Raw genomic sequence first — 13,001 nt, 5'->3', positions numbered from 1 at the left:
AAGCGGTTACAATTAATTTCGTAAATTGTTCATCCATGAAACATGAACGAGAAAGAAGGGACTATCGTGAAAAAACCACGTTTAAGCATCGCATTTATTTTCATTTTTGGGGCACTCGGTGGGTTGCTCTTCGGATTTGACACAGGAATCATTTCCGGAGCTTCACCATTAATTGAAGCTAACTTCCACCTCAACACGGAACAAACTGGATTTATTACTTCTTCCGTATTGATTGGATCTGCCATCGGAGCCCTCTCCATTGGATCACTATCAGACCGGTTTGGTCGCAAAAAATTATTGATTCTTGCTTCTATCCTCTTTTTGGTTGGTTCCGGTTTATCAGCCGTTGCTACGGGCTTTGTACCCATGGTCATTGCCAGAATTATCCTTGGGTTAGCCGTTGGGGGCGCTTCTGCCTTAACTCCTGCTTACTTGGCCGAATTAGCCGACAAGGAACACCGGGGTTCATTAGGAACCATGTTCCAGTTAATGATTACTTTGGGAATTTTACTGGCTTATGTTTCTAACTTGGCCTTTCTGGGTCACAACCTCTTAGGAGTTCGTGACTGGCGGTGGATGCTCGGATCAGCTTTAATTCCTGCCATTCTCCTATTCATCGGTGGAATTTTATTGCCTGAATCACCACGTTACCTGGTGGAAAAAGGAAAAACCAAAGAAGCCCGTGAGGTCTTAGACCGATTACGGGTTGGTACTAACGACGATCCGGAAGAAGAAATCAAAGAAATTGAATCAGTTTCCCACCAAGAAAAAGGTGGTTTAAAGGAACTCTTCACGGTGGCTCGTCCTGCTTTAATCGTAGCCATCGGACTGATGCTCTTCCAGCAATTAGTCGGAATTAACGCCGTGATTTACTTCTTACCACAAGTATTCATGAAAGGCTTCCACTTCCCAGCTTCCGGTGCCATCTGGATTTCCGTTGGAATCGGGATTGTCAACTTTATCGTAACAGTGCTCGCATACCTCATCATGGACAAGGTGAACCGGAAAACGATTCTGATGTTCGGTTCAGTCGTGATGGGCGTTTCCTTAGGACTGTTAGCCATCCTTAACTTCACCGTTAGCATCAGTGTGGCCGCTATTCCAACCATCATTTTGATTGCGGTTTACATCTTCGGATTCGCCATTTCTTGGGGTCCAATTGCTTGGTTAATGATTGGGGAAATCTTCCCACTTTCAGTTCGGGGAATCGGAACGGCGATTGGTTCAGCTGCCAACTGGATTGCTAACTTTATTGTTTCCCAGTTCTTCTTAACCATCCTCGCTCTCTTCCACAACAACGTGGGTGGTCCCTTCGCAATCTTTGCGGTCTTTGCCTTCCTTTCACTAGGATTCGTTTACTACTTTGTCCCAGAAACTCGGAACAAATCATTGGAACAAATTGAAGGCGAACTCGTTAGTCGTTACAACGACAAACAGAAGAAAGCTTAAGCAACCTAAAAAGAAAGTCAGCTCCATTAGGAGTTGGCTTTCTTTTTTTGTGGTTATTTTTCTTCGTTTGTATCAATCGAAATCAGTTGCTGATTTCCCAATAGGTACAAGTATTTCTGCCGCACCGGCTCGTGCAAGATATCCTGCAGGGCAAGCGCATAGAGGTTCACTTGACCCGTGTACTGGTCCTTAATTTGATCAACCGAGGCCTTGGGATGAGCCGGATTCACAAAGCTCGTCTTGTAATCAAACAAAATCGGACCTTCATCGGGATCGTCCAAGTAACCGTCAATAATTCCGTGCACCAAAATCTGCTGGTTCGGGTCATTATGAAATTCCGAAAAGAGCCGTTGCGCTTTGATAATTAGCGAGAACGGAACTTCTCGGTGCAACCGGTCTGGAAATTGCAGAATCCGTTGCCCAACGTGGGTTTGATAGAAGGCCACAATCGCCTGCCGGCTAATTTGTTTGGCAACGGTAGCGGTTAACAAATTACCTTCCACCAGTTGCTCAATTAGTGCTGCGACGTGTTCTTCATCAACCGGTTGGGTTACATCCAGCTTCTGCAAAACCAGGTGAGTTGCCGTTCCGACCTCTTGAGGGGTCGGCTGCGCCACCGTCTGCATGAACTGCGGTTGGGCAAATTGCTCACTTTGATACCGGGTCCGCTTCAATACCTGGTGCTCCGGATCAGCCACACTGCCCAGTTGAATGTTATCGGGATCATCAAACTGGCGCTTAATCTCTGAAACCGATTGATAGGCCGTCGTTTGGGCGGCATCCGCAAACGGGTACTGAAATTCTAACTGGTGCTTAATTTCCGCTGGATCGGTAGCCGTCCCGGTGAAATCCAGATCCGTGGCGGTCGCTACTGCTGTCTTCGTTGTTTGTAGTTCCTCAGGGTGCACAAACTCCACCGTAAATTCACTCGGATCAGACTGCAACTCGGTTAAAGTCAAGTCATCGTCTAGCAACGCTTGAAACTGGGGATGCCGCACGAGGGCCATTCCCATCCAATCAAGAAAGTTAGTGGCACTACTTCGCGTTGCTTGGTTAATCACCAAATTTGGGCTTTGCTCGGCCTGAGTCCAGGTTTGCAGGGTGCGCTCCTCGGCCGTTTGCTTGGTGGTTCCCTTCACAATTCCGGCGATGATTAACTTTTGTTTAGCTCGAGTTAGGGCCACGTAGAGTTTCCGCATTTCTTCGGCTTGGGCCTTCCGTTTTAACACATTAGTAATTGCCACATATTGCAACGTTTTCACCCGTTCGTGTCGGTCAGGGTAGTAATACTTAATCCCCAGTCCCATCTGATCATCAACCACAAAGGACTGCTTCAGTTCCGTATCGTTGGCCTTGTGATTTGTATCAATCAAAAAGACCACCGGATATTCGAGTCCCTTACTCCCGTGAATCGTTTTCACGGTCACGGAGTCCGGATCAACGTCGACGCTGGCTTCCGCTAGGTCGTTATCGTCCTTCTGCAGTCGTTTAATGAACTGGACAAAGGCAAACAGACCCTGAAACCCGTTGCGTTCGTATTCTTCCGCTCGTTGGTAGAGAGCGTGTAGATTAGACTGACGTTTCTTACCGGCTGGCATGCCCCCCACGTAATCAAGGAAACCAGTTTGGTTGTAAATCTCCCAGATCAGTTCGGCTAAACTATGCTTGGTGGCGTAATCACGCAGTTCCGTGAGTTGATTCAAAAATTGTTCGACCTTGCTCAGCACCCGGTCGCCAAATTCCGTCTGTTGCTGCTGTTTGTACCCCTGCCGAAAGTCCAAAACGGCTTGGTAATAATTCCCGGTCTTTTTTGTAATCCGAATGTAGGCCAGCTCATTTTCGTCTAAGCCTACCAGCGGCGACCGCAGCACTGCTGCTAACGGAATGTCCTGCGCCGGATTATCAATGATTTGCAGTAACGACAGCATAATCTGAATTTCAGTTGTCTTGAAGTAACTCTCCGATCCATCACTGTTCAGCGGGATTTGATGTTCGGCAAAGACGTTCGCAATCTCAAAGTTATTCCGTTTAGTGGACGACAATAACGCGATATCGCCATACCGTAATCGTCGTTTAGCTCCTGCCTTCCGATCATAAACCTGAAAACCATCGTTCATCATCGTTTCAATCTTATTAGCAATCAATTCAATTTGGCGTTGATCGTTGGTTAACTGGTCTGATTCGTTGAGCTCGGCCTGATCATCCGCCAGCAGGAGTAACTCCGTCTTAGTGTCTAAATCGTCTGGATAATCTCGTGCTCTAAACTGCAACTGCGCATCGCCGGTGTAATCAACTTCGCCAAAGGAGCGGTCCATGATCTGTTCAAAGACGAGGTTCGTAAAGTGGTCCACGTTCGCAACCGACCGGAAGTTATCGGGCAACGTAATCAACTGATTCTGCTCCGAATCTGGATAATCGTGGTACTTGTCCATGAACATTTGCGGATCCGCCAACCGAAAGCGGTAGATGGACTGTTTCACATCCCCCACCATGAAGAGGTTCGGCTGTTCCGGGTTTTTAATCGTCCCCAAAATGGCATCCTGCAGATGGTTATTATCCTGGTATTCATCGACCATGATTTCGTTAAACTGCTGCTGGAGTTGTGTGCGCAGCGCCGTGCCCACTTCTGATTGATCGTTTAAAATTTGAAACGCAAAGTGCTCAATGTCAGTAAAGTCATAGGCATGTCGTTGTCGCTTCACCCGGGCGTATTGTGTCGTAAATTGCTTTACAACCTCGATTAACTTCTGAATCAGCTGAGCCGCATCGTCATTCAGCTGCTGCAGACTCGCTTCGTCGGTCCAAAAGTAATTTTTGCTAATCTCTTCAAATTGCTTTTTCGCCGCGTTTCGTAAGTTTTTACACTGATCTTTGACATCCAGTTGTTCTTCATCGAGATCCTTTTTACCGCCTGGAAAGTTTTTAAAATTTTGTTGTTTAAAGACCGTCCGGAGCTGATCCCAACTACGGGTGGCTAGCTGACCGGCCACTACTGCAAGTTGTTCCTGTTCATTTACCAAAAATGACTCAACTTTTTCAATTCCCGCGCGGTGGGCTAATTCACGAGCTTGCTGATACGAGGCTTGGATTTGTTCCATCTGATTCTGTAAATCTGGTAGTAAGTGGTCCCGGTATAAATGACTCTCGGTCAAGGCACCGTCCGTACGGTAAAAATACCCTAACTGGTTAATCCACTGCTCCGGATCCTGGTTTACGTTCGCCAATTCATAGAGCCGGAACACCAAATCAGTTAGGCCATCGTCACTCCGGTCGTTAGAGAAGTTCCGGGTTAATTGGGCAAAACGGTGATCCCGGTCGTTACCGTACAATTCTTCCCGAACATCATCCCAAACTTCACTCTGTAACAGCGTCCGCTCACTCTTATCCGTTAAAATCCGAAAGTCGGGATCCAGGTTGATAACGTAATAGTACCGTTTCACTAGCCACAGACAAAAGGCATCCATGGTTTCAATGTGAGCGGTGGTGAGTTTACGTAGCTGGCGCACTAAATGTTGTTTGTCCGCCGAATCCTGCGTTTGGTTCAGCTCCATTTGCAGGGCACCGTTAATTCGTTCCCGCATTTCCTGGGCGGCGGCGTTCGTGAAGGTCACAATCAGTAACTGATCCACGTCCACGCCATCCTTGATTTTACGCATCACCCGTTGGGTTAACACGCTGGTCTTCCCAGAGCCCGCCGATGCAGACACCAGAATGTTACCGTCGTAATCATTCTGAATCGCAGCGAGTTGCCCCGGGGTCCACTGGTTTTCACTCATGATTGCCTCCTTTCTGTTCTGCTCGTAACTTTTCTAGGACTTCCGCCATGCTGAGGTTCTCTACCTCACGATAGTTGTTCTCCGCCAATAACGGGTCAAACTGCATCACGGCTTGATAGGCAGAATTTGTGATGTTGGACCTGTCCTGGAACCGAGCTGGCCACAACCGGGTATCGCCCGCAAAAATACGGTTCCCGGCTGTTTGAATCAACTGTTCCGTGTGATTGATTACCCGATCTAAATCGGCTTGTGAAATGATTTTGCTATCCTTATAGAAATCTCCATCATTCTTAAATCTAAACGGATAGACAGCGCTCACGTCCTGATCACCTAGCGATTGCAAGACGTCTTTATCCGCCAATAAAATCCCATTGTACTTGTGCTTTTGTAACAAACGTTGCTGAATTTGTTGCGGATCCTGCCAGTTTTTCAGCTCCGTGTAATCCAGCACTGGATCAAAAACGTGCAGGTACAAAGCACCAATCAAGCGCGCCTGCTCCGTGTCTCCGATGGACTTCAAGTTCTTTAACACGGCATCCATGTACGTCATCATCTGCATGGCAGTTCCGTCGTAGACCTGGGCAAATTTAATCTCACGCTCACTTGATTTGTAGTCCACGATGTTAAGGTAGTCCGTCCCATTGACGTCCATGCCATCAATTCGGTCAATCCGCCCCTGCACACTAACTTGTTTGTGATTATCTAAAGCAAATTTCAGCTCCTGGTAGTGTTTACCTGGGCCAAAGGCGACCTCGGTTTGGCGGGGCCGCATGTGCACATGCCGGGCTTGATTCCGCAAGGCCTGCGCCATCTCAGTCACTGTCTTAATCAACTGACTCTTAATGTAGTTCATCCGCTCCGAACTTTGCAAAATCTCGTAGCGTTGCGCCTGATCTTCCTCAATCAGTTTTGTGGTAACTTCCGTAACCAACTCTGTAACCTGTTGATCATCTAAATCCCCTAGTTCCAGTTGTTGCTGGTTCACCAGTTTCATCAGGTGGTCGAGCGCTTCATGATAGAAGGTCCCCGTATCGGCTGGATTAATCTCAAATTCATCCCGTTCTTTGAGTCGCAAACCGTACTCCAAAAAGTATTCGTACGGATTGGAATAAAACTCTTCCAATTTGGAAATCGAAGTTAGAATTTGGTTCCCATATAGACCCGTCACAATCTCATCGGTTAATGGCTTCGGTTCGTTGCGATAATCCAAGCTGCTCATCAGATTGCTTGTCAATCGTTGCAGTTGCGGATTAGCATCCTGCTCTAACGTAGTCCGAACTGCCGACCAACTAGCGTTTAACTTTTGATGCTGCTTCCGACTAGCTAGCTCGGCTGGAATTAAGTACTTCAGCGTGGCCCGGGGCGACCCTAGATACGGCTGCACGTCCAGTTCGTTCGCATCCGGTTGGGCGTGAAATACCTCGGGCGTCAGCTGGAAAAATTCCTGAATCCGATGCACGTAGGGAGATTGCTTCAATAACGTATCATCGGTCCCATTGCCCGCGTGGTGGGAAAAGTACAAATGATCCCGCGGCGTCAAAAAGGTCAAGTAGTCCTCGTATGGTTCCGCCACCATTTGCGTTTCGCTGGTAGTCGCTAAAAACTGGTCCGTGGCTAACTGCTCACTCAGTTGATCTCGATCCCCATCACTCAGAAGACTCTGACGTTCAATTCGAACCGGTAAGCTGTGGTCATCAGCGCCGACCACGATTGTGATTCGCTTATCGCGGAGATGGTACCGTCCCATTTCTGAAATCGTAACCTGATCTAACGTCGACGGAATCTGGGAATAGGTGGCGCCTACAAAACCAGCTTGTAAAAGGGCTAAGAAGTCATCCTGCACGAATTCCTGGTCACCTAATACGTTAACGTAGTCGTCTAGAATGTGACAAAATTCGTTCCATACCTGCTCGGCCTGCCCCGCTTCCTGAAGGTTTCCGGCTTCGGTCGCCTGTCGTTGCCATTCTTGCAAACGGGCGGGGACTCCATGGTTCACCAAAAACTGGTACAGGATTTGCGCCGCTTCCCGACCGGTTTTGGCTTTAGCCAGCCGGCGGTAGAACGGCGGTAAATTATCCTTCACAAAGTGACGAATCTGATTGATGGCCTTTGAAAACGCCTGATTCTTGTCTACGACCACGCCCGTGGTTTCATCCACGACGGTCGTGTACTTCCAGTCTTCTTGCTGCGTCCATTTTTTGCCGTAGTAGCCGTTTTTCAAGACTAAGTTTTCACACAAGGCCAATTGCCAGCGAAAATCCGCTAGTTTTTCAGTTTGTTTGGGAATCAACAGCTCCGTTTTCAAGAGCTTCATGACGTCTTCATAACGGTAGTTGCGGGCGCGGTTGGGCTTGTAAATCGCAAAGAGCGCCTGTAACAGCACCACCAACGGATGATTTTCCATCTGCTTCTGAATATCCGTAAAGTACGGGATTTGCTGCATCGAAAAAATCGGATTAATGATGTTTTCGTAATCACTCAAATTCCGCGCTACCACCAAGAAATCCCCGTACCGGTACTTCCCGGTGGCGACTAATTGGCGAATCTTAGTCGAAACGTGCATTAACTCATCAAAGGGCGTTGCGGCCTGTAACACGTGCACCGCTGGATTGGATTGCGGTGCCGCTGGCAGCTTCCGGTCTAACTCGCTACTGTTAATCCAGTACTCTTCTAACTGTTGTAAACCGGGCTGTAAATCCCGCGTGGGGGCATATTGATCGGGTAAAATCCGGCTGTGTGCTTGCGCATATTGGTATAACCGGTAATAAAGCCGGCCTGGTTGCGCAAAGAACGCTTCGGGCGCGGGAGCCGCCTCGCGGACGGATTGATCCAACGTCAAATCGATCACCACGTGCGCCCTGCGAATCAAAGTGTGAACTAACTGCAGTTCCTGTGCGGTCAACTCACTAAAACCGGTAAAGTAAAAGTGGAACTGCTCTAATTGAGCAGCGGGCATCTGCAAAAGGTACTCGTTCAGTAGTTCCAGCGTCGCCGCTTTATACAAATATTTTCCGTCGGTCGCGGCTAAAAAAGCCTGATAAATGATAGCTAAATCGTGGAGCTTATTACGTAATTCGCCGGTCGCAGTCTGTTGCAGCTGCTGTAAGTCATCGGGACTAACGTTCCCCTGCTGCAACTCCATCAGTTGTTCGGCCACCTGTTGAATAAAACCGGCTTGTTTGCCTTCACCCCGGTAGATGGTTAAATCGGCTTCGTGGTCGGTGACAATTTGAAAAATAATCATATTAATGGCAACCTGGGATAACTGGGGGACCTGATAAGCCGGGTGATCACGCAAAAAGTACCAAATCAGTCGCGAAAACGAGAACGTTTGAATTTGATTTTGGGCGTAGGTCGCTTGTTCTTCCAAGTTTAATCGTTTCAGCGTCCCCAATTCTGCTTCGAATTTAACGTTATTGGGGACAATTTGAAAATACTGATCGCTGGGATGCTGTGCGGCAGACGTTTGCATCGCTTGAATTACTTGCCCAGCGTGATCCGCACTTGCCTTTCCCAGAATAAACTGTAAACTCATTCTTCCTCCTCTGCGGTTTCAATCACTGCAATCGATTGATTCTGGTATTTACCTTGTAAACCCGCTTTAATTAAATTACTAATTGTTTCATATGAAACAACGCCCGCGGGAACGGACTCTCCTTCGTTGAATAATTGGGCAGGACTCTGTTTTTCAGCCACTAACCTGCCGGGGCGAATAATCAGGTACGGCAGTTCTGTTTCATCAATCAATTTAATGGCATACCGTTGTTCACGCAGATATTCTGCGACGTTCGTAACACCGGGATACTTCAAAGAACCTTGGACTTCGCCGTCAATTCCAGCAGCTGAGACCAAAATCCAGCGTTGCACCATTACCCGTTGACGTTGCAAGACTGCATCGACTGCCTCCACCACTAGATCCACATCGTTCGGACCAGCTGTGACCACTACGGCAGCTAATTGCGGCGGCAACTGGGCGTAGGTGTCCGCCTCAGTTAATTGCTCCTGTTTTATAATTACGTGATTGGTTGCATCTAATTGGTGTTTTACATCGGTGGTTAAGGGACCGTTCCCCACCACTAAAATTGAATCTGTCATGGTTTCACCTCGTTCTTTCTATTTTAGCATCTCTAGTTCTATTCCCCGTAAATTAAAATCCACTCATTTTTTAAGAAAAATTAAAGTTCGGGTTTGAATTATTTGGAGCGCCGTTGTATGATTAGAAAGTAATCTTAAAACCAAATCACGAACATTAGACGTAAGGGAGATTTTTATGGGAACTAAAATCGCGTCGTTTTTTAACTTTAAGGAGCTCGGGACGAACTTCCGCACGGAAACGCTCGCCGGAGTAACGACCTTTGTTTCAATGGTCTACATCCTCTTCGTTAACCCCCAGGTCTTAGGGGCCGCCGGAATGGACAAAGGAGCGGTCTTTACCGCCACAGCCGTAGCCACTGCCTTTGGATGTATTTTGATGGGAGTCATTGCAAACTATCCGTTTGCTTTGTCAGCCGGCCTTGGAGTGAACGCTTTCTTCGCCTACTCCGTTTGTATCGGAATGAAGGTCCCGTGGCAAACGGCCATGAGTGGGGTCTTCATTGCTTCAATCCTCTTCATCATTTTAACAGCCATGAAACTGCGGGAAAAAATCATCAATGCGATTCCCGTGGATTTAAAGGCTGCGATTGGAGGCGGAATTGGACTTTTCATCGCCTTCATCGGCTTTCACGATGGGGGCCTGGTGGTTGCTAACAAGAGTACGTTGGTCAGCCTCGGTTCCCTCACTAATCCGTTGACCTTACTCACGGTAGCGGGCTTAATCATCACACTCTTCTTGATGAGTGCCAGGGTTCCTGGAGCCATCTTCGTTGGGATGATCATTTCCTCCGCAATTGGAATGATTACCGGCATTATCAAACTCCCCACGGCAATTGTTGCTGGTGTGCCCAGCATCAAATCAACTTTTTTAGTTGGACTCTTCAACGTGGATAAGATTAACACACCGCAGTTGTTCGTCGTGGTACTAACCTTCCTACTGGTAACCTTTTTTGATACAGCAGGAACCCTGATTGGATTGGCAGAACAAGCTGGTTACATGCGCAACAACCAAATGCCACGGGTCGGAAGAGCCCTCGCTGCTGATTCGACGACCATGTTAGTTGGATCATTGCTGGGAACTTCCCCGATGAGTGTCTACGTCGAATCATCCGCCGGAATCGCCGTGGGTGGTCGGTCCGGATTCACCGCCATTGTTACGGGAATTATGTTCATCTTTGCAATGTTCTTTTCCCCGTTACTGGCTGTGATTACCAGTCAAATTACGGCGCCTGCCTTAATTATCGTTGGGGTTTTGATGGCTAAATCACTGGCACAGGTCGACTGGAACAAGTTTGAACTAGCTGCCCCGGCCTTCTTAATTGCAGTGGGAATGCCGTTAACATACAGTATCTCAGACGGAATTGCGCTCGGTTTCATCGCCTACCCGATTACCATGATTGCCGCCAAACGAGGCAAAGAAGTGGGTTGGATGATGTACGCCTTAGCAATTGTCTTCCTGATTTTCTTCTTTATTCTAAAAAATTAAATTATTTACCTAAAAAGTCATTTCTCGTTGAAATGACTTTTTAGTTTGGTCGAAAACTATGACATAGATTGATATAATAAAGGTAATGGCCTCATTGGCTAAATCTTTTGGAAAGCGTGGTCTCCGTTAATGGACAACCAATTTAACCAGCATCATTATCATCGATCTCGTTCCTGGTTTACCCGGAAACGGACCGGGATCATCATCGTAGTTTTACTACTACTCATTAGTGGTGGAGCTGCCGGTGTTGCCTACCATTATTACCAAGTTCAACCGGCTCCCAAGCCAGCCAAAACCATTCCGGTTAAAAAGCACACCAATACCATTGCTTTGGCCAAACCACTGCATCTCACCCAAACCAAGGCCCACCAGGCGATTGTGATTGATGCCCAAACCGGACAGGTGCTGGGTGAAAAAAACGCTAATCAACAGGTCGGAATCGCCTCAGAAAGTAAGATATTAACCGCCTATGCCGTGTTAAAAGCCATTAAAGCCAAAAAGATTACCTGGGATACGAAAGTTCCAATTACCAAAAAATCAGATTGGTCCCACAAAGATCCCAATGTCTACGCCCATCTCGATGTTCATGAAGGCGAAAAACTGCCGGTCAGAACCCTTTTTAACGCCATGTACACTTTGTCCGCTAACGACGCGGCCTTTGCCCTTGCGGACTTTATGAAGCCCAAGGACATGACCCAACAACAGGCACTAACCAAGTGGGCGCAGGAACTGAATTTAAATGGCTCCAAGTGGTTTAATGCAGCAGGGCAATTAAATCGGAACGCTGGCGATTACGAGGTCAAACACCAGAAGTGGGACGCCGAAAATACGGCAAGTGTGGCACAAGTGGCCAAAATGACCTACCAGAATCTTCAAATCAGTCCGGAACTCCACCAAGATTATCACGACCTCGAATTCGTTTATCATCCAACTCCCGAACAATCCAAGTCGCTAGAAACCGAGCTCTCACGCTTTCAAAAGGGGATTAAATCTCACTTGAATAATCCGCTGAACCTCAGTTTCAAAAATTACAAAACGGGTTCTAGTCCCAAATACGGGGGTGGGATTTCCGCCTTCATGCAAGCACCTGACGGCCATCAGTTTATCGTTGTCGTGGACGGGGCTGGTCCTTACATCAGTCGGGCACCCCGCTTTCAAGAGAGCGTCAACGCTTTAAACGAAGTTTTAGCACAAAAGCAACCAATTTCGTTCAAAAAAGGGCAGGAAGTAAAGAATCTCAAAACCATTGATGAACCGCACGCGCACTCCACCCAAATTGAGAAGAAGTCTGTTTATTGGAATGACAAATAAAAGAACAAAAATGCAGTCAGAAAGATGATTTTCTGGCTGCATTTTCTTTTTATGCTGTTTTAAGTTCGTTCTGCCAGCAACCGTTCACACAGCTGTAAATAAGTTGCATTGTGCTCTGGATAAATCGGCTTAGTTAATGCACAGGGAGTCAGTTCCTGATACGCCGGGCAGGTTTTGCCCCGGTACTCCGGTTTCCGCCAATTTTGATCAGGATGGTAGCCCAGGCGTTCCATCTCGTCCATCACTAACATGTGAAATTGAAACAATTTATACGGTGAATGCTGAAAGACGTAGTTCACGGTCGCGTGCTTACGACCCCAACCGTTACCCCGTAACGCCGCACACTCCCGGTGTTGTCCTAGCAGTTGTTGACGAGGCAATTTCTGAATCAAGGCTTCATGCCAGAGACGCATGATCATCATCCTCCCATTCTTGTAATAACCGACTTTGTAATAAGTAGTCAACCCGATACTGATGTGCCAACCGCAGTAACAAAGGACCTACGCGGTCCACTTCGGGTGTCAAGTCTGCCAACGCCGCTTGGAATTCCGCCTTTTCCGCTGGTGTGGCACTCCGTTTAAAGTAACCCCAGACGTGTTGATAGGTATTGCGCAGGGTTTTAACTGTCGGCTGCATTTCGCCCGCGGCCAACCGCAGTTCGTTGGCAATTACTGCCTTATCATCGTCCCACTGGTTATTGCGGGCCAAGCGACGCCAAGCATTGTATAAATGCTGGGAGCGCGCCATTACCCAGTACTTTTGGTACGCCCAGTCTGCTTGCCATTGTTCCATAACGTCCTCCCGTTCCAAAATAAAACCGGGTACCCCATCTAGGATGCCCGGTTTTAAATATTTTAGTTAGATACCAATTTAGAAGTTAAAAT

The 13,001-nt window shown here is 47.5% G+C and carries 8 protein-coding genes; 3 read left to right on the top strand and 5 right to left on the bottom strand.

What is annotated here, in order from left to right; genetic code table 11:
• The first annotated feature begins 66 nt into the window (after nt 1-66).
• On the top strand, nt 67-1,449 hold the full coding sequence (locus tag M3M38_RS04580) for a sugar porter family MFS transporter (protein WP_252767496.1): 1,383 nt from the start codon (nt 67-69) through the stop codon (nt 1,447-1,449).
• Between the two features lie 53 nt (nt 1,450-1,502).
• Here M3M38_RS04580 and addA read toward each other — a convergent pair whose 3' ends face one another.
• From addA to M3M38_RS04565, 3 genes are read right to left on the bottom strand one after another with little or no spacing between them, the layout of a single operon-like run.
• Entirely contained in the window at nt 1,503-5,225 is a 3,723-nt protein-coding gene (addA, locus tag M3M38_RS04575) for a helicase-exonuclease AddAB subunit AddA (protein ID WP_252813707.1), read from the bottom strand.
• A complete protein-coding gene (locus tag M3M38_RS04570; protein ID WP_252813706.1) occupies nt 5,218-8,760 on the bottom strand; it encodes a PD-(D/E)XK nuclease family protein in 3,543 nt (1,180 codons plus the stop codon). The genes addA and M3M38_RS04570 overlap by 8 nt, the downstream gene beginning before the upstream one ends.
• Entirely contained in the window at nt 8,757-9,320 is a 564-nt protein-coding gene (locus tag M3M38_RS04565) for an NAD(P)H-binding protein (protein ID WP_252813705.1), read from the bottom strand. The genes M3M38_RS04570 and M3M38_RS04565 overlap by 4 nt, the downstream gene beginning before the upstream one ends.
• 175 nt (nt 9,321-9,495) lie before the next feature.
• Here M3M38_RS04565 and M3M38_RS04560 point away from each other — a divergent pair, with 175 nt between their 5' ends.
• Both M3M38_RS04560 and M3M38_RS04555 read left to right on the top strand, forming a co-directional pair.
• A complete protein-coding gene (locus tag M3M38_RS04560) occupies nt 9,496-10,806 on the top strand; it encodes an NCS2 family permease (RefSeq protein ID WP_252766578.1) in 1,311 nt (436 codons plus the stop codon).
• 129 nt (nt 10,807-10,935) lie between these two features.
• The gene (locus M3M38_RS04555; protein ID WP_252813704.1) at nt 10,936-12,117 is read left to right on the top strand and encodes a D-alanyl-D-alanine carboxypeptidase family protein; all 1,182 of its coding nucleotides are present in this window, start codon (nt 10,936-10,938) and stop codon (nt 12,115-12,117) included.
• Between the two features lie 59 nt (nt 12,118-12,176).
• On the opposite strand, the gene M3M38_RS04550 is transcribed toward M3M38_RS04555, so the two are convergent.
• Both M3M38_RS04550 and M3M38_RS04545 read right to left on the bottom strand, forming a co-directional pair.
• On the bottom strand, nt 12,177-12,530 hold the full coding sequence (locus M3M38_RS04550; RefSeq protein ID WP_252813703.1) for a TIGR02328 family protein: 354 nt from the start codon (nt 12,528-12,530) through the stop codon (nt 12,177-12,179).
• Nucleotides 12,514-12,909 carry a YbgA family protein gene (locus tag M3M38_RS04545; RefSeq protein ID WP_252813702.1) on the bottom strand — a complete coding sequence of 132 codons (396 nt, stop codon included), beginning with the start codon at nt 12,907-12,909 and terminating at the stop codon, nt 12,514-12,516. The genes M3M38_RS04550 and M3M38_RS04545 overlap by 17 nt, the downstream gene beginning before the upstream one ends.
• Nucleotides 12,910-13,001 lie beyond the last annotated feature (92 nt).

Source organism: Fructilactobacillus cliffordii, assembly GCF_024029355.1.
GTDB classification, from domain to species: Bacteria; Bacillota; Bacilli; order Lactobacillales; family Lactobacillaceae; genus Fructilactobacillus; species Fructilactobacillus cliffordii.
This window is presented reverse-complemented; position numbering and strand designations above follow the sequence as displayed.

Coding starts and splice junctions, on each gene's coding strand:
- M3M38_RS04565 (WP_252813705.1), bottom strand. CDS start 9,320: ATGACAGATTCAATTTTAGTGGTGGGGAACGGTCCCTTAACCACCGAT.
- M3M38_RS04560 (WP_252766578.1), top strand. CDS start 9,496: ATGGGAACTAAAATCGCGTCGTTTTTTAACTTTAAGGAGCTCGGGACG.
- M3M38_RS04570 (WP_252813706.1), bottom strand. CDS start 8,760: ATGAGTTTACAGTTTATTCTGGGAAAGGCAAGTGCGGATCACGCTGGG.
- M3M38_RS04545 (WP_252813702.1), bottom strand. CDS start 12,909: ATGGAACAATGGCAAGCAGACTGGGCGTACCAAAAGTACTGGGTAATG.
- M3M38_RS04555 (WP_252813704.1), top strand. CDS start 10,936: ATGGACAACCAATTTAACCAGCATCATTATCATCGATCTCGTTCCTGG.
- M3M38_RS04550 (WP_252813703.1), bottom strand. CDS start 12,530: ATGCGTCTCTGGCATGAAGCCTTGATTCAGAAATTGCCTCGTCAACAA.
- addA (WP_252813707.1), bottom strand. CDS start 5,225: ATGAGTGAAAACCAGTGGACCCCGGGGCAACTCGCTGCGATTCAGAAT.